Source organism: Reyranella sp. (assembly GCF_030651995.1).
Lineage (GTDB): Bacteria > Pseudomonadota > Alphaproteobacteria > Reyranellales > Reyranellaceae > Reyranella.
The window spans coordinates 1-16,835 of record NZ_JAUSBN010000083.1; the positions used below are offsets into that span (position 1 = coordinate 1).

12 protein-coding genes are annotated in these 16,835 nt (G+C 65.8%); 6 read left to right on the forward strand and 6 right to left on the reverse strand.

Annotated elements, in window-relative coordinates; all coding sequences use genetic code 11:
- Window positions 1-69: 69 nt before the first annotated feature.
- A complete protein-coding gene (locus Q7V45_RS25320; RefSeq protein ID WP_304857125.1) occupies window positions 70-3,357 on the reverse strand; it encodes an AsmA family protein in 3,288 nt (1,095 codons plus the stop codon).
- Window positions 3,358-3,680: 323 nt separating this feature from the next.
- Between Q7V45_RS25320 and Q7V45_RS25325 the strand changes: the two genes are divergently transcribed.
- Window positions 3,681-5,267 carry an ABC transporter substrate-binding protein gene (locus Q7V45_RS25325; RefSeq protein ID WP_304857126.1) on the forward strand — a complete coding sequence of 529 codons (1,587 nt, stop codon included), beginning with the start codon at window positions 3,681-3,683 and terminating at the stop codon, window positions 5,265-5,267.
- Here the strand turns inward: Q7V45_RS25325 and Q7V45_RS25330 are convergent.
- From Q7V45_RS25330 to Q7V45_RS25340, 3 genes are read right to left on the reverse strand one after another with little or no spacing between them, the layout of a single operon-like run.
- Window positions 5,264-5,716, reverse strand: a complete 453-nt coding sequence (locus Q7V45_RS25330; RefSeq protein ID WP_304857169.1) for a YaiI/YqxD family protein — start codon at window positions 5,714-5,716, stop codon at window positions 5,264-5,266. The two genes, Q7V45_RS25325 and Q7V45_RS25330, sit on opposite strands and share 4 nt — an antisense overlap.
- A 31-nt stretch (window positions 5,717-5,747) precedes the next feature.
- Complete coding sequence (locus Q7V45_RS25335) at window positions 5,748-6,854, reverse strand: enolase C-terminal domain-like protein (protein WP_304857127.1); 1,107 nt, start codon at window positions 6,852-6,854, stop codon at window positions 5,748-5,750.
- Window positions 6,851-8,386, reverse strand: a complete 1,536-nt coding sequence (locus Q7V45_RS25340) for a carboxylesterase/lipase family protein (protein WP_304857128.1) — start codon at window positions 8,384-8,386, stop codon at window positions 6,851-6,853. The genes Q7V45_RS25335 and Q7V45_RS25340 overlap by 4 nt, the downstream gene beginning before the upstream one ends.
- 152 nt (window positions 8,387-8,538) lie before the next feature.
- Between Q7V45_RS25340 and Q7V45_RS25345 the strand changes: the two genes are divergently transcribed.
- From Q7V45_RS25345 to Q7V45_RS25355, 3 genes are read left to right on the forward strand one after another with little or no spacing between them, the layout of a single operon-like run.
- Window positions 8,539-9,264 carry an ABC transporter substrate-binding protein gene (locus tag Q7V45_RS25345; protein WP_304857129.1) on the forward strand — a complete coding sequence of 242 codons (726 nt, stop codon included), beginning with the start codon at window positions 8,539-8,541 and terminating at the stop codon, window positions 9,262-9,264.
- A 26-nt stretch (window positions 9,265-9,290) separates the two neighbouring features.
- On the forward strand, window positions 9,291-9,983 hold the full coding sequence (locus tag Q7V45_RS25350) for a hypothetical protein (protein WP_304857130.1): 693 nt from the start codon (window positions 9,291-9,293) through the stop codon (window positions 9,981-9,983).
- Between the two features lie 45 nt (window positions 9,984-10,028).
- A complete protein-coding gene (locus Q7V45_RS25355) occupies window positions 10,029-10,385 on the forward strand; it encodes a hypothetical protein (RefSeq protein ID WP_304857131.1) in 357 nt (118 codons plus the stop codon).
- On the opposite strand, the gene Q7V45_RS25360 is transcribed toward Q7V45_RS25355, so the two are convergent.
- The gene (locus tag Q7V45_RS25360; RefSeq protein ID WP_304857132.1) at window positions 10,382-11,710 is read right to left on the reverse strand and encodes a histidine-type phosphatase; all 1,329 of its coding nucleotides are present in this window, start codon (window positions 11,708-11,710) and stop codon (window positions 10,382-10,384) included. The genes Q7V45_RS25355 and Q7V45_RS25360 overlap by 4 nt on opposite strands.
- A gap of 258 nt (window positions 11,711-11,968) precedes the next feature.
- Window positions 11,969-12,310, reverse strand: a complete 342-nt coding sequence (locus Q7V45_RS25365) for a hypothetical protein (RefSeq protein WP_304857133.1) — start codon at window positions 12,308-12,310, stop codon at window positions 11,969-11,971.
- 525 nt (window positions 12,311-12,835) lie between these two features.
- Here Q7V45_RS25365 and Q7V45_RS25370 point away from each other — a divergent pair.
- Together Q7V45_RS25370 and Q7V45_RS25375 are read left to right on the forward strand one after the other, a co-directional pair.
- Window positions 12,836-15,688 carry a PAS domain S-box protein gene (locus Q7V45_RS25370; RefSeq protein ID WP_304857134.1) on the forward strand — a complete coding sequence of 951 codons (2,853 nt, stop codon included), beginning with the start codon at window positions 12,836-12,838 and terminating at the stop codon, window positions 15,686-15,688.
- Between the two features lie 218 nt (window positions 15,689-15,906).
- Window positions 15,907-16,830, forward strand: a complete 924-nt coding sequence (locus Q7V45_RS25375; protein WP_304857135.1) for a hypothetical protein — start codon at window positions 15,907-15,909, stop codon at window positions 16,828-16,830.
- The last annotated feature ends 5 nt before the right edge of the window (window positions 16,831-16,835 follow it).

A 16,835-nucleotide genomic window follows, 5' to 3' on the forward strand; every position in this document is an offset into this window, starting at 1 on the left:
CAGACCTTCCGCCGCGCCTGGGAAATCCTCAAGGATCGCGCGGCGTAGGGCGGCTTCGCCGCGATCGCGTCACCTGCCGCGAATGCTCATCGTCGGCGCGGAGACGGGCCCGTTGACCGTCATCACATAGTCGGTCGCGCCATTCGAGCCGGAGTCGAGAGCAATCGTGGTCTCCGTGGTCGCCGCGGTCAGGCTGGTGCGGCTGTTGATTCGCGCCGTCGCGCTCGGCCCCTTCAACGCGTGGTTCTGCAGGTTGATCTCGCCTTTCGAGAGGGTGATGTCGCCCTCGATCGTGCTCTGCGCGTTGATGAAGCCCGAGATGACCGCCGAATTGAACCCCATCTCGGTGCTGAAGAGGCTGCCGATCCCGGTCGCGAACGAGGCGAAGCCCAGCGAGCCACCGGCGACGGAGGGATAGATGACACCCGACAGATGGCCCTGGCCCGTCATGGAATCGCGGATCTGCCCGGGCGAGTTCCCCTGCCCCTGCAGCGCGATCCTCATGACGTTGATCTTGCCGTCGACCGCCACCTTCAGATGCTCGTTGCCGAAGACGTTCTGCCCGGCCGCGCCGCGCAACATCTCGCCGACGTAGATGCCCTGGAGGGTGCCGGCCACGTCGACCGTCATCGTGTCCTTCGAGGCGTCGACCGTGCCCGCGAAGTCGACGGCACCGCTGTAGAACTGGCCGGTGAGCTTGGAAACCTTGAAGACGCCGTTGCGCAAGGTCGCGTTCATGTCGGCGTAGGTGACCCTGAGAGCACCGACCTCGATGGCGCTGGTTTCGAGGTTCAGCGTGGCGTCGAAGGCGCGCAGGCCCGAGAGGTCGATCTGCTTGTCCGTCGCGACGCGCGGGCCCCCCGAGGGCAGCGGCACGGCGGCGGCGTTTGCCCCGCCCGGAGTGGCCGGCAGCGCGGGGGTGGGCACGACAGGGACGGGCCCGTCGGTGACGCCCAGCCAGTCATCGAGATCGAGCGTTCCCGGGATGCGCAGATTGGCCGAGAAATTGGGCCTCGCCCCCAGGGTGGCATCGATGCGCCCCGACATCTGCGTACCGATCGCCGTGAGGCTCCCCTCGAACGAAGCCCGCTGGTCGTTGCCCTTGAAGGCGCCCTGGGCGGCCAGCCCGCCGAGGCCGGTCTGTGGTCGCCCCGTGGCGACCGACACCAAGCCGCTGGCATCCTGCGCCTCCAGTGCGAAGCTCGCGAGATCGAAGGCGAACTTGTCGCCCAGCACCAGTGAGCCGGTGGCGCGGGCAGTCGCCCCGGCCGCGGTGACCGATGCGTTGCGCAGGGTCAGCGCGTCCATCGTGCCGGCAACGCTGCCGCCCGCCGTCGAGGCGCCCAGCTTGCCGTTCAGGAACTTCGGCATGCCGGCATAGACGAGGAGCTTGTCGGTATCGGGCATCGTGGCGTTGACGGTGAGGTCGAAGCGCGGCGCCGTGCCGAAGTCGGCGACCTGGCCCTTGAGGTCGAATTTTGCGCCCAGGACGTCGGCAACCTTGAGCGCGTTCACCTTCAGGACATTGCCCTGCACCGCGAGGTCAGCCTCGATGCCGTTCAGCGTTCCGCCGCGGAAAACCAGCTTTGCGACCTTGGCCTTGAGTCCCAGGACGGGCAGGGTCTTGTCGGGGACAGCAGGGTTCGCGGCCGGCGCGGGTGCCGGTGCCGTCGATGCGGCCGGGTCCGCGGCGACCGAGGGCTCGCGGGGCGGCGGCAGGTAGGCATCGAGGTCGAAACGGTCGAGTTGCACCGAGGTCGCCACCGTGAGCGGCAGGCCGAAGGTGATACTGCCGGCGCCGGTCGCGCGCTGGCCGTCCAGATCCATCGCGAGATCGGAGATCTGCAGGCTGTTGGCCGTCGCGGCGACCCTGCCGGTGATCGACAACGCCTGGAGCTTGTCGGGTGGCACGCCCGACGTGTCGATCGCCAGCCACGCCAGAGTCTCGCGCAACCGCGGGCCGGCGAGGCTGAACTCGCCGGCCGACTGAACGGGATTGGGCTGCGCCTTGGCGGAAGGAGCCGCGGGCGCTGCCGCTGTGGTGTTGGCGCGCAAGACCATGTCACCCGGCAGGGTGGCGGCGAGCCGGGGCACGGTTATCACCCCCTTCCGGATCTCCACGCCGAGCGCCACGTCGCGCACCGTGTCCTTCCGGTAGAGCACTTCCTTGGCATCGATCGACACCTGAACGGTCAATGCCGGAGGGAACGGCGACAGGGAGGGTGCCGCCGCCACCGCGGCCGGCGGCTTTCCGGCAGCAGTCGCCGCGGGCTTGGCATCGACGGGCTTGGCCGTCGCAGGCGTTGGCTTGAAGAGGCCGGGATCGGCCAGCAATGCGCTCCACTTCTCGACGTCGAGTCTGGGCAGAGACAGGCGAGTCTTCAGCGACGGGGTGGCGCCGCTCGTCAGGGCGACATCGCCCGATACGGTCTCGTTACCCATCGACATCGTGAAGTTGGTGAGCGCGAGCTTCTCCGCCGAGAGGTCGATATCCCCGTCGAACGAGAACTGGCCGGTGACCGAAGCGTCGAAGGACGGCGGTTCCTGCCCCCCCGCCCGCACGAGAGCGGCAATGAAGTCGGTCAGTCCACCGGTCGTGAGGGAGACCCTGCCCTTCACGTCGGCGTCGACGGAGATGCGGCTGACATGCCCGTCGAAGTTCAGGGCACCACTCTGCACCTTGAGCTTGAAGGACATGTCGCTGCCCGTGTCCGTCGGCTCGCCGACGGCAGCCATCAGCGACAAAGGCACGCCGTTCACCGTTGCCGTGCCGTCGAAGCTGAACGGCCCCTGGAGGGAACCGACCGACGCCAGAAGCTCGACGTTCTCGGCCTTCAGCGTCTGATTGGTCCTGGGATTGGTGTAACTGAGCGTCCCCTCGCGGATCTTGAGGGTGCCGATCGCCAGGTGCAGGCCGCTGCTGGGCGCACCCTCCGGCTGGGCGGCGCCGGCGCCGGGACTGAATTCCCAGTTCGGCCGCCCCTCGGCATCGGTCTCCAGAATAAGGGTCGGCCGGAAGAGCGTGAGCCTCCCGACCTCGATTCTGCCGCGCAGCAGCGCTTCCAGGGATGGCGAGACGCCGATCCAGCGCACATCGACCATCTGCGCGCCCCTGCCACCCAGTGCATTGGCGAAGCGAACCTGCCGCGCGCTGATGCGGGGCCTCGGGAAGAGGGTGAGCTTGAGCGGACCCTCGATCACCAGTTCGCGGCCCGTCGCCTCCTTCACGGCGGCGATCATGGCCGGCTTGTACTGTTCGACGTTCAGGAGCGTTGGCGCGGCCACGATGGCGAGCGCCAGCAGGGCGATGACCGCCCCGACAGCCGCTCCGATCCGGATCAAGGTTCGCTTCCGCATGGCCATGGTCTTGTCAAACGCCCCCGGCCGTGTGAACGCCGCGCGTCGTCGCTGGATGCCGACATACTAGTTGAGAGCCGGCATTGGGGCCATTCCAAGGTATCCCGCCACGGGCCGTGGGCTTGCAACGTCGACATGAACGAGGCGCGTGCCACCCGCGGCCGATGAATTGTATTGCTTGTATCGCGTGACGTGCCGTCCCTTCCCGCTCGGTGTCGACCGGTCCTAGTGTGCAGGAATGAGCCTTCCGCCCGCCCTGCCAGCCTATAAGATTTGAGGCTTGCCGCGGCCGAGCGGTCGGGCGCCGCGTAAGGGTTTTGCGAATGCGTACGAGGCTGCTTGTCGGCTCCCTGGTCCTGTTGTTGTGCTGGAGCGATGCTGCATTCGCCCAGCGCAGCGGCGGCATGCTCCGAATCTTCCATCGCGACAATCCGGCCAGCGCGTCGATCCTCGAGGAGACCAACGCCTCGACCGTCGTGGCATTCATGCCGATCTTCAACAACCTGGTGATGTTCGATCCGGCTGTTGCGCAGAACACCGACGATTCGATCGTTCCCGATCTCGCCGAATCCTGGTCCTGGAACGACGACAGGACCGAACTGTCCTTCAAGCTGCGCCGCGGCGTGACGTGGCACGACGGCGTGGCGTTCACCTCGAGCGACGTCGAATGCACGTTCAACCTGCTGACCAACCGCGCCCGAAACCGGCTGCGTGCCAATCCGCGCGGCGCCTGGTTCGGCAACATCAACTTCGTACAGGCGCCGAGCGATCACGAAGTCACGATCCACCTCAACCGGCCGCAGCCGTCCCTGCTGCCCATGCTGGCGTCGGGCTTCACGCCGATCTATCCCTGTCATGTGCTGCCGTCGCAGATGAGGATGAAGCCGGTCGGCACCGGCCCCTTCAGGCTCGAAAGCTTCAGCCAGTTCGACCGCATCCGACTGACCCGAAATCCCCGCTACTGGAAGCCTGACCGTCCGTACCTCGATGCCATAGAGTTCTCGGTGGTCGCGAGCCGTTCGACGGCCCTGCTGAGTTTCGTCGCTGGCCGCTACGACATGACCTTCCCCGGTGACGTCTCGATGACGCAGCTTCGCGACGTCCGGCGGCAGTCGTCGCGCGTGATCTGCGAAGAGGCGGCGATGAACAACAATACCAATCTGATGCTGAACCGAAATGCCCCGCCGTTCGACGATCCCGACATCCGCCGGGCCGTCACGCTGGCGCTCGACCGCCAGGCGTTCATGGATGCACTCGAGGGCGGTGGCGTGATCGGCAGCCACCTCCAGCCGCCCCCCGAAGGGCGTTGGGGCATGCCGGCCGAAGCGCTCGCCGGGATGCCGGGTTTCGATGCCAATCCCGAAAATAACCGCGAGGCCGCGCGCGAACTGATGCGCAAGGCCGGCTACGGTCCGGACAAGCCGCTGCAGCTCGGGATACTCACCCGCGCCGTTTCGCTCTATCGCAGCCCGGCCGCAGTGCTGGCCAACCAGCTGCGGGAGATCTTCATTGAACCGACGCTCGACATCGTCGAGACCGTGCACTGGTTCACCCGCCTGCAGCGCCGCGATTTCGCGCTGGCGATCGACACGACCGGCAATGCCGTCGACGATCCCGACCAGGTCTTCTACGAGACCTTCTCCTGCCGCTCGGAGCGCAATTACAACAACTACTGCAATCCCGAGATCGAGCGCCTGTTCGAAGCGCAGTCCTCCGAGTTCGACGTCGAGAAGCGCCGGCGCCTCGCCTGGGACATCGACGCCAGGTTGCTGGCGGACAGTGCCCGGCTGCCGCTGATGTGGAACCGCGCCGCGACCTGCTGGCAGCCCCACGTCCGGGGCTACGTGCCGCAGACCAACAGCTCCTACAACGGCTTCCGCTTCGAAGACGTCTGGCTCGACCGGCGCTAGGCCCGGCGTCGACGGATCTTCTGGATGGCCTCGTCGAGCGCCGACAGGAAGCGTGAACGGTCGCGTGGCGCCATCGGCTTCGGCCCGCCCGTGATCTCGCCCATCGCCCGGAGGTTCGACAACAGTTCCCGGTTCGCCATCGCCATGCCGATCGAGGAAGCGGTGAACGGCACGCCGTTGGAGCCGATCACCGAGGCTCCCTTCTTCAAGCTGCGATCGGCGAGTGGAATGTCGGAAGTGATGACGATGTCGTCCGGCCCGGCCCGCTCGGCGATCCAGTCGTCGGCCGCATCGAACCCGTCGCTCACGACGACGCGCTCGATCTGGGGATCGCGCGGCACGTTGATGTAGGCATTGGCCACCACGAAGACCTTGAGTCCGTAGCGCTCCGCGACGCGATAGACCTCGGCCTTCACCGGACAGGCATCGGCGTCGATGTAGATGTCGATTCAAGCCTCCCCGGCTTCGTTCCCGTCGAGCTCAGCTCAGGACGGCGACTTTCTTGCGCTCGATCAGGGCGAAATCGATGTCCGCTCCCAGGCCGGGGCCGTTCGGCACATGCACCAGACCGTCGCGTCCGACGACGATGTCCTTCTCGAGACCGTACTTCTGCGCGCCGTCAGGCAGCAGCACCTCGAAGAATTCGGTGTTGCGGATCGCGGCGATGACGTGGAGGTTCGCCACGTTGTTCAGCGAGTTGCCACCGTGATGGACCTCGTAGTTCATGCGGAAGGCCTCGGCGAGATGCGCCGTCTTCACCAGCGTGGTGATGCCGCCCTTCACGGCCACGTCGCCGCGCAGATAGTCGGTGGCCTTTTCCATGATCCAGGGCTGGTAGGAATCGAGCCCGGTCTGCGGATACTCGGTGGCCATGATCGGGATCGAAAGCTGCTGCTTCAGCTTGGTGTAGTTGTAGATGTCCTGGTCGGCCAGCGGGTCCTCGTACCAGTAAAAGCCCATCTCCTCGACGGCGCGGCCGACGCGGATGGCGGCCGGGTAGTCGTAGCTCCAGGTCGAATCGAGCATGATCGTGTAGTCGCCGACGGCGCGGCGCACCGCCTCGCAGACCTTGATGTCTTCCTTCCAGCGTGTCGGCGGATGGATCTTGTAGGCGGCCCAGCCATTTTCCTTGAATCGCATCGCTTCCTCGGCGTACTCGGCGGGCGAAGCCAGCACGGCGGAACTGGCATAGGCCGGCACGGTCTCGCGGTAGGTGCCGAGCAGACGGTGGATCGGCTGGCCCATCGCCTTGCCGACCAGATCCCACAGCGCCACGTCGACCGCACCGATGGCGCGCACACCGGCCGAACGCTGGCGCTTCCAGATCTCCTGGTTGACGTGCTCGCGTTGGAACGGGTCCTTGCCGATCAGCACCGGCTTGAGGTGGGAGATCAGCCCCTGCCCGTCCGTCGTCGCAGGATTCATCGCAGACCCCAGGAAGGCGTGGCCTTCGAGCCCTTCGTCGGTGATGAGGCGCAGCAGTCCCAGCGCGCTCTTGCCCGAGAAGCGGCCGGTGTGCGCGCCGTAGGTCGTGGGCGGGATGTCGTCCCAGGCGAACAGCGTCAGCGTGACGTCGGTGATCTTCATTGCTTTGTCTCCCAGACCCGCCGCTCCGTGCCCAGCGGGTCGATATCGAGGTGGCAAACCGTATCGAAAATCATCGTGGCCCGCATGCGCGGCGAGTAAGAAGGCCACACCGGCAAGCCGGGGTGGCTCGGATCGCCGCTCCTCGCGAAGGCGATCCAGGCCCGGCTCATGATCTCCCCGAGTGACAGACGCGCGGGATCCTCGCCGGTCAGCGCCGCCGTTTCGAGATTGGAGAACACGAAGGGAATTTCGAGCGTATGGCAGGAGCGCAGCCGGCCGCCCAGAACCGGCGTCTCCCAGGCAAAGAGATAGACGAACACCGGCGCCGCCTCCTGCGCCAGCTTGCGCTCCGCGATGACGAGCGACGGTGCGCGGATGCCCTGGTCGGAAACGATGGCGATGGCGATCTCGTCCGGCCTGAGCCTCGGCTGCGCCTTGCGATAGATCGCAACGATCTCGGCCGCCCGCGCGCCAAGATAGGGCGTGAGCGACTCGGGCAGGCTCTCGAAGGTTGCATCGGCGACCCAGGGCATGTGGCCGAGAAACAGGGTCATCTCGTCCTTGTTGCTGCCGATCATCAGCGGCACGTTGATCGAAGGCAGCGGCGCTTCCGGCGCAAAGGGCCCGCCCGGAAACAGAGTGCCGTCGATCACCGGATTGAAGCCGAGCCGCCGCCGGTCGGCGAAGGCGGCGCGGCTGACCCCCGCCAATACCTTGACCTGTGCTTCGAGGAGCTTCGCCGGCGGCAGCTCGCGAAGCCTGCCGGCATCGGCCGCATCCAGCCCCAGATGCTCCAGCATCTGGCGTGCGGTCCGGGTGCCGTCCTCGCGATTGGCCATCTGCACGGCCGGCCCGCTCTGGATGATGGCCTTGTGGAACAGGCCCTTGGCCGGCGGCATGGCCATCAGCACACTCACCTTCGCGCCGCCGCCCGATTCGCCGAAGATGGTGACGTTGTTCGGATCGCCGCCGAATTGGGCGATGTTGTCGCGCACCCATTCGAGGGCCGCCACGATATCGAGCATGCCCGCGAGCCCCGCATTCTCGAAGCCGCCGGCCATGTCCTCGAGATGCAGATATCCCAGCGCGCCCAGCCGATGGTTGAACGAGACGACAACCACATCGTCGAGCCGGCAGAGATTGGCGCCGTCCGACCAGGGCGAGGAGCCCGAACCGGTGATGAAGGCGCCGCCATGACACCAGAACAGGACCGGCCGCTCCGATCCCTCACGCCCCGAGGTCCAGACGTTGAGATAGAGACAGTCCTCGTCGAGCTTCTGCTTTCCGGCGAGCGTGAAGATACGCAGCAGGTCCTCGGGCAGCGCGAAGACATTCAGGCTCTGCACCGCCATGTTGCCGTACTCGGTCGCGTCGCGAACGCCGGTCCAGGGCCTGGGCTTGCGCGGCGGCCGGAAGCGAAAGTCGCCAAGCGGCGGCTCGGCATACGGAATGCCCTTGAAGATCTCGACGCCGCGGTCGCTTGTGCCGCGGATCCGTCCGGCGGTGGTCTCGACGACGATTTCTGCTGTCATGGTTTCCAGTCTAGCGCGAACGGGCGGGCCGGCGCTGCGATTGGATCGCATCAATTTCGCCTGGCTGGACGCCAAGCTCCTTCGGGGCCGTGAGCTGCCTGGACATGCGCATCAATCTATCATCCAGCACCGGTTGGCCATAGACTGCCGCCATGAACGACAAGATCCGAGCCCAACTTGCCCCCACCGGCGTCCTGCGCGCCGGCATCAATCTCTCCAACTTCCTGCTGGTCACCGGCCGCAGCGAAAGCGGCGAGCCCACCGGTGTCGCACCCGACATGGCGCGCGAAATCGCGACCGCTCTGGGCGTGCCGGTCAAGTACGTCACCTTCAAGTCTCCCGGCGAGCTGGGCGACCAGGTCGGCAAGGACGTGTGGGACATCGGCCTGATCGGCGCCGAGCCGCAGCGCGCCGAGAAGATCCAGTTCACGGCCGCCTATGTCGAGATCGAGGCGACCTACATGGTCCCCGAGGACTCGCCGATCAAATCGATCGCCGACGTCGACACGAAGGGCGTGCGCATCGCCGTCTCCGCCCGCTCGGCCTACGACCTCTGGCTGGTGAACAACATCAGGAACGCCACGCTGGTGCAGGTGAGCGGCCTCGATGCCGCGTATGAGAAGTTCATGTCCGACAAGCTCGAGGTGCTGGCGGGCCTCCGCCCCGGCCTTCTCAAGGACGTCGAGAAGGCGCCGGGCCTGAAGATCCTGGACGGCAAGTTCACGGCGGTGCAACAGGCGGTCGGCACGGCCAAGGCCAATGTCGAGGCTGCGGCCTTCCTCGCCGACTTCGTGGAGAAGGCCAAGAAGTCCGGCATGGTCCAGAACTTCATCGACCGTCACAGGGTCAAGGGCCTCTCCGTTGCTCCGCCCGCCTGATCGTTCATGAGACTACCCGGCCCGTCATGGAACTGAACGTCAAGACCCTCTATCTGATTGGCGGCATCGTCACCATCGCCAGTGCCGGCGCGGTCCTGCTGACCTGGTACCACCATCGCAATGCGCCGGGGCTTCGCGCCTGGGCAGCCGCCCTGCTGCTGACGGTCCTCGGCGCGCTCATCCTGCGCCTCCGCACCTCCGATGCCGATCTGGCCCCCGTCCTGGTCGCGGACATGGTGATCGTCGCGGGCTTCGCCGCGATGTGGCTGAGCCTGCGCTTCGCCAACCAGGGCCGCACCGACCTCGTCCGGCTGCTTGCCGTCGCGATCGCCATCGGCGCAACCTTCCTCGCGTTGTTCGTCGTCCTGAGAGCCTTCGGTGCGGGACGACAAGCCGCGTCGATTCCCTTCTCCCTTCTCCTCGGCCTGCTGGGACTGGCTTGCGCCTGGGAGATCCGACAGGGCCGCCACAAGGACGATCTGCGCAGCCGGCTGCCTGCGGCGCTCGCCTTCGTCGGCCTCGGCATCGCGCGCGTCGTCCGCGCGGGAGTCCTGGGATTCGAGGTGATCCACCTCCTTCCGCCGGGCGCGGCGGCAGCGACGCATCCCTACACGCTCTACGCCACGATCGTCTTTACCCTGGCGGTGACCTACGGGCTCGTGATGATGGCCAACGAACAGGCCGGTCGTCGCGAGGCGATGCAGTTCGCAGAGCGCTGACGCCGAACTTTCGCTGCCGACGAACTTGCCACCTCCGAAGAATTGTTGCGGCTGGTCAACCTGCGACCAGTCCACGCGTGCTGGAAACAGGGCGAAGTCGAGGCGGTTCCCGCTGTAATCGAGGTCTGCGTCGTCAACTTTCGCATCGACCTGCCGTTATCACCGTCCAACCCGGAGGTGATACGACACATGGCGAGAGACGTTCGAACTACGCCCAAAGGCCTGATCGCACCACTGACCCAGGCCGCTCTTGCTTCCCTGCGTGCGCTGGCCGAAGGCACAGCCGCGTCGATGCCCGAAGAGCATCGCCAACGCCTCCTCCACCTTTCCTTGATCGAGACGAGTCCCGCAGGCGATGCCATCACCGCGCTCGGCCGCGAACGGCTGATCTGCGATCGCTAGTAATTGCCACCGGTGGCCGTGACGCAACCCGGATCGACCGCCGCCTTGACGATCTTGAGAAAGGTTTCGAGGGGACAGGCATTGTTCACGAGGTCCGCCGAACAGGCCGGCAGCGCCACCTGCACCATGCCCGGCGGATCGCGGTAGTTGAGCGGCGCGCGACGGCGCATCTCGTCCAGCGTCTGCGCATAGTAGGCAATGCGCACGTAGCGCTTTTCGGTCCTCACTTCGCGAAACTGCTCGAAGGCCAGCGCGCCACCCGGCGAGGCCTCGCCCGGGAGGAAGCCCGGGATCTGCCAGGTGAGGCCGAGCAGGGCGGCAATGTTGTGGATGTTGCTCTCGTGCCCCACCAGAAAGCCCACGCGCACCGGCTGGCCCGTGGCCGCATGGCCGGGGAAGCTATGGCCGTTCACCAGGATGGCGCCGATCAGCGTCAGGAGGTTCGACCCGCGCTGCTGGGCAATGGGCATGGTCTTCTGGGTGAGATCCTGATCGAACTGGTGGAGCGTCAGGAGTTCGCGAAGCGTGGCGTCGTGCGCCAGCCGCCCCCATGCGACCTGATCCTTGGGCATGCCCTCGGCCGTCTGCATGAGGAAGTTCTCGGCGGCGGTCGAAGCGTAGCCGATCGGGCCGCGCAACCGGACGCCATCTTCGGTGCCGCTCACGATGCTCGTCGGCATGCCCGCCTCGCCACAGCTGCCGCCGCCGGCTCCCTTGGTCGCGTCGGCCGGACACAGGACGGACTGCATCATGGCGAGCGGCGCGCCGTAGTCGCGCTGTATTGACGCGAAACTGCCGCCCAGACGCTTCAGGATGGCCGCGCGATTGGCCGCGAGATCCATCGGACAGGACGCGGTGGCCTGAGGATTGAAGAGGGGATCCGGGACGGTGAAGTTCGCCTGGTTGCGCAGGGGCAGGTTGGCGCATCGCGGATACATGCCGGCCAGGAGCGCGGCGCCCGAGGTGCGCGTGCGCTGCGCGAGATCGGTCCATGCGGCGACCGTGCCCGCGGTCGGGCAATCGTCGGCCTGGACCAGCCCGCGCCCGCCATAGAGCACGCGATAGTAGCCGCCCATCAGTCGCATCAGCTCTTCGCCGCGAGGCGAGAGGTAGCCGGGCTCGACTGGCCAGGCGGGCCAGGGCGTTGCGCTGTATCTGTCGAGCCGCTCGTTGGGCTCGGTCGGCGAGCGCACGCCGTGCCGGTTCACAAGGACGGCCCGATCGACCTGCCAGCCCGGCGGCGTCGGCAGGATTTCGGCGCTGGCCGGCATCAAGGCCGCCAGAAGCGAGGCAACGAGGACGACGGTAAAGACGCGAATGCTCATGGTACTCCCCCGGAGGCCGCACTATGCCGTCTCCCGGTCCCGCGCGTCATCCATTCCGTGCCAGAATTCCCTTCATGCCCGTCAAATGGACGATCTCGCATACTGACCGGCTGGGCGTCGCCGTTGCCCGGGACAGGGTGACGGTGAGTGACAAGACACAAGGACCTGATTTCGCGCCCATAAGGCTCTAGCCGGAGAAAGAATCGCTCCACTCGGGCCCTCCGGTCGCGAGGACGGGAAAATAGTCTTCCCTCGCCTCTACATGGCCGGGGGAAGCTCCTTCAGCGCCTGCGTTGCGATCGGCATCATCTTCTCGCAGAAGTCCTTCTTGTTCTTCTCCGCTTCCTTCTCCATCTCGGCGTAGGCCTTGTCGAGCTTGCGATCGGCGATGTTGAGCTGTTGCTCGGCCCAGTCGATCCAGAACTCGAGGCGCGTTTCCTGCTCCTTGGTCATGTCGAGATCGCAGGTGTCGACGGCGACGGAAACCGCGTAGAGGCCGATCACCATCTTCTCCGCGTCTTCCTTTTTGAGCGTCTGCGCGGAAGCCGCCGCAAGCGGCAGGACCAGCAGCGCGAGAGAGCAGGCGAACGCACGAAACATCGAAATCTCCACGGCATGCGGGGCGCCGCAAGAGGCGGCGCACCCTATCTTGAGTGCCAGAACCTACTTCAAAGTCTTGCGGAGCGTAATCCCAGCACTGAGCAACCTGGAGACCGGACAACCTTTCTCGACTTGCTGGTCTTGAAGCCCTCACCGTCCTGGTCGCGCGAAACCGCCGCCTCAAGCTGGAGTTCCACGGTTCGAGCGTCACCTCCGACGCCGGCTTGCTGACCGATCGCGAACTGGATGATGCGCTCGGCCTGATGGCTGTTGCAGACCAGCACCTCGTCGGGGGGCAGGGGAACTTGCGTCTGCCGCTCGCGGCTACCCCGGAACCCGGCAGAATGATAGCATTCCTCCCGTTCCAAAGGTTCGTCTGGGAAGTGTCGGATGAAAGCGTCAAGGACGCAGGAGGTGTTGCCGCCGGGTCTCGTGAGACTCGACTCGGACGGTACGATCCGCTTCCCGGATGAAGCCGCGCGGCGATTTCTCGAAAGGGATGGAGTCCCCTGCGAAGGTCGAAAAATGGCGGAAATCATCGGGCCAATGGCCGGCGCGTGGCCGCCCGATGGGCGCCAGAAGGCTACGTTCGGTGACTGGACCGTGGCAGACCTCTCCGTCGAGGTCCGTGTTTGGCCGCTTCCAGGCTCATCGAACGGCGAGTTCGTTGCCGTTCTGAGCGATGTGACGGCTGAGCGCGCATCCATCGCATCCCTGGAACAGACCGACGCCCAACTTCGGGCGGCCATCGAGGCGTTACCCGACGGCTTCGTGATGTTCGACGCCGACGACCGCATCGCCTTTTTCAACAAGACCTATCGCGACATGTACGGCGAGAGCGTCTTGATTTTCCCAGGGGCATCCTACGAACTCGGCCTTCGCGAAGGGGTGCGCCGGGGCCAGTACCCCGAGGCGCGCGGCCGGGAACAGGCTTGGATCGCAGACCGTCTTCGACAGCATCGCGACCCCGGAGGACCAATCGAACAGTACACGGCCGGGGGGCGTTGGGTCCGCATCCTGGAGCGCCGAGTGCCTGGAGGCGGCACGGTAGGGTTGCGCATTGACATCACGGACCAGAAGGAACGCGAGTTGGCGTTGCTCCACAGCCAGGAGCGGCTGGCAAAGCTGGCAGGTGCGGCGATCGATTGCGTCATCGGCATCGACGATCAGGGGCGCATCCTGGAGTTCAATCCTGCTGCCGAGAGAACGTTCGGATATCTACGGGCGGATGTGGTCGGCAAGGAAATGTCCAACCTCATCGTGCCCGAGAAGTACCGGGAGGCTCACCGCAACGGCTTGCGTCGCTATTTCTCGACGGGAGAGAGCACCGTCCTCGGGAAGCGAATCGAGATCGAAGCACAACGCAGCGATGGTTCCGTATTTCCCTGCGAGCTCTCGATCGTTGCAATCAAGTCGCCGGATCGGCCGGGCTTCATCGCCTACCTTCGCGACATTACCGATCGCCGGCAGTCGGAGGAGAGGCTGCGACTGTCGGAGCAGAGCTATCGGCAGCTGTTCGAGAATTCGAGCGAAGGGATATTCGTCATCCAGGACGAGCGAATCGTACTCGCAAATCCGGCAGCCGAGAGTCTCCTGCGTGACCGCCAGCGACCCCTCGCGGGAACATCCATCCAGGACCTTGTCGTGGCCGAGGATTGGCGTGAGGTGCGCGAGCACTACGGTCGCGGGATGCGTGCCGAGGGGGCGCCCCGCAAGATGGAATTGCGGATACGGTCCGGCGGGGAGACGGTGCGCTGGTTCGAACATTCGGCCGTCTCGATCGAGTGGGAGGGCCGGCCGGCTTTGTTGTCGTTCGCAACCGATGTGACGGATCGACGGCAGAAGGAGCAGGATCTGCGGCAAGCGAAGGAGGCAGCGGAGTTCGCGGATCGTGCAAAGTCAGACTTCATCGCGAAGATGAGCCACGAAATACGAACGCCGATGAACGCGGTGATCGGGTTGTCCAGCCTCCTGGCCGGTTCAGCGCTCGATTCGACCCAGAAGCACTATGTTCGCATCATCGAAGAGTCTGCGGGGAATCTCCTCACCATCATCAACGACATCCTCGACTTCTCCCGGCTGGCGGCCGGCCGGCTGGAGATCGAGAGGAGCCCGTTCAATGTCCGCGAACTGGCGGAAAAAGCCGTCGACCTGGCGCGGAGGCTGCCGGGTGGAGCGGCCCTCGGTATATCCGCAAAGCTGGCGGCGGACCTGCCTGACGTGTTGGTGGGTGACGCGGGAAGGTTGAACCAGATCTTCCTGAACCTTCTCGGCAACGCCGTGAAGTTCACGGAGCATGGGACGGTTACCCTGTCCGCGGAAGTCGTCGAACGTCGTACCGATAGGATCCGCCTGCGCTTCGAAGTGCGCGACACCGGCGTGGGAATATCCCCCGCCACCAGAAGCCGTCTTTTCAAGCCTTTCGAGCAGGGCGCCGAATTGCAGATACGTGGGCAGGGCGGCACCGGTCTCGGGCTGGCGATCTGCCGGCAGCTCGTCGAGTTGATGGGCGGCCAGATCGATGTCGAGAGCGAAGCCGGTCGCGGCGCTCGATTCTGGTTCGAACTCGAGCTCGAGCGGGCCCCGGCACAGGGTTTCGTCGCGCCTGACATTCTCGCTACAGACGCCGCGGCTCCGGTTGCGCGCCACCTTCGTGTGCTGGTTGCCGAGGACACGCCAGCCAACCAGATCGTGGCGCGCGCCATGCTGGAGAAGATGGGGCATGAAGTCGAGGTGGCGAGTGACGGCGGCGAGGCTCTCGTTGCCGCGAAGGCCGGGCGGTTCGACGTGATCCTGATGGACGTTCAGATGCCGATCATGGACGGTCATGAGGCGACCCGCAGGATTCGCGCGCTGGGCGGCGCCGCGGGTCGGGTTCCGATCATCGCGCTTACTGCATTTGCTCGGGAGGTCGACCGCGAGCTGGCCCTGGCCGCTGGTATGACCGACTACCTCAGCAAGCCCATTCGAGCCACAGACCTGGTCGCGATGATTGAGAAGACGTTGATGCGAGAGGCCGCCGCCGCCCCACTGACAGCCGCCGCGGGCCCGCTGGACATCGAAGCGCTCGTCGCGTTGCGTGAGGCAGTTGGGGCCGATACCTTCGCGCTTCTGTCATCCAGGTGTCAGCAGGATGCCGTGGCCTCGCTCGCCGAGGTCGAGAGCGCCGTCGCGACAGGAGACGTGGTACGCCTGCGCAAGGCGGCACATCGCCTGAGGGGCCTGTTCGGCCAGTTCGGAGCGCCGCAGGCTGCGGTGGCTGCCGGTGCCGTCGAGAGCGCCGACGATTCGGAGATCATGCATCGTGTCGCCGAGCTGCTGCGGCTTGGTCCCGCCGCAATGGAAGCGCTGAAGATCTGGAGCGACGCCGGCTCCTGATTGCCAATCGTCGCAGCATTCCACGAATCGCGGTTTGCTACGGAGGGGGAGTTTCTGGGGAGCAGGTCGCACCCCGGTACCCTGAGGGTTGCCGGAGGGAACGCCGGGAATCGCCTGTGAGGACGTCGGTGCCGTCCCTTGGTATCGGGTGGGTCGACGCCGGTCGGGGCCTGTGCCTCTCTGTGCTAATCTCGGGCGTCGGGCGAGGAGATGAGTTCATGCGGGTAGTTTTCGCGGCGCTGATGTCGGCGCTGCTGTTGATCGGGTTTGCGACCGGCTCCTGGGCGCAGAACGGGCTGGAGCGCTTCGAGAAGGAGATCAAACCCCAGTTCGAGCTCAAGACGCTGAGCTATGCCGGCGCCGAGCCGCTCGGCGCCACGGGGTTCGTGCTGAAGGACGTCTTGGCCGTGGTGCCGGCCAATCCGGCGACCGGCGACAAGGAAAGCACGATCAGGATCGACAAGGTGACGGTCGACGATCTCGACTTCGAGCGCCTCGCGAAGGATTCGAAGGACGACCGCGCGCCGCGTTTCGCCAGGCTGAAGCTGGAGGGCATGACGGGCGACGACGAGATGTTCACCGCCCTCGAGCCCTACGGGGTCCCGAAGGTTCCGTTCGACGTCGCACTGGACTATCGCATCGACCCGGCCGCCAAGGTCCTGACGCTGAACATGCTGGAAGTGACCCTGCGCGGCCAGGGCCGCTTTGCCCTGTCGATGATCGTGGACGGGGTGAGCGACGACACCGACATGGACACCGCCAAGGACGAGGGCCGGCTGCGCAGCGCTTCCTTCACGATCGACGACAAGCAACTGCTGGACAAACTCCTCCCCGCGCTCGCCAGCGAGGAAGGGATCAAGCCCGAGGAGCTGATCACGACCGCGCTCGACGCGCTGGCCGGCTTCGCCCAGGCCCAGACAGGCGATACGCTGAAGGCGCTCGACGCCCTCGCCTCCTTCGTCGGCGACTGGAAGGCCCCCAAGGGACCACTGGTGCTGGGCCTGAAGCCCGCCAAGACAGCCGGCCTGGGAGACCTCGACAAGATCATGGTCCCCGACGCGCTCTCGACCCTCTTCGGCTTCACCGCGACCTATCCCGGCACGCGCAGCGGAGCAGCCAAGGCAGGCTCCAAGGGCAAGTAACCAAC

Bases quoted from the DNA above. Each gene is read 5' to 3' on its own strand.
- Q7V45_RS25345 (WP_304857129.1), top strand. From the start codon at position 8,539: ATGAACGACAAGATCCGAGCCCAACTTGCCCCCACCGGCGTCCTGCGC.
- Q7V45_RS25335 (WP_304857127.1), bottom strand. From the start codon at position 6,854: ATGAAGATCACCGACGTCACGCTGACGCTGTTCGCCTGGGACGACATC.
- Q7V45_RS25370 (WP_304857134.1), top strand. From the start codon at position 12,836: ATGGCGGAAATCATCGGGCCAATGGCCGGCGCGTGGCCGCCCGATGGG.
- Q7V45_RS25360 (WP_304857132.1), bottom strand. From the start codon at position 11,710: ATGAGCATTCGCGTCTTTACCGTCGTCCTCGTTGCCTCGCTTCTGGCG.
- Q7V45_RS25350 (WP_304857130.1), top strand. From the start codon at position 9,291: ATGGAACTGAACGTCAAGACCCTCTATCTGATTGGCGGCATCGTCACC.
- Q7V45_RS25340 (WP_304857128.1), bottom strand. From the start codon at position 8,386: ATGACAGCAGAAATCGTCGTCGAGACCACCGCCGGACGGATCCGCGGC.
- Q7V45_RS25320 (WP_304857125.1), bottom strand. From the start codon at position 3,357: ATGCGGAAGCGAACCTTGATCCGGATCGGAGCGGCTGTCGGGGCGGTC.
- Q7V45_RS25365 (WP_304857133.1), bottom strand. From the start codon at position 12,310: ATGTTTCGTGCGTTCGCCTGCTCTCTCGCGCTGCTGGTCCTGCCGCTT.
- Q7V45_RS25325 (WP_304857126.1), top strand. From the start codon at position 3,681: ATGCGTACGAGGCTGCTTGTCGGCTCCCTGGTCCTGTTGTTGTGCTGG.
- Q7V45_RS25375 (WP_304857135.1), top strand. From the start codon at position 15,907: ATGCGGGTAGTTTTCGCGGCGCTGATGTCGGCGCTGCTGTTGATCGGG.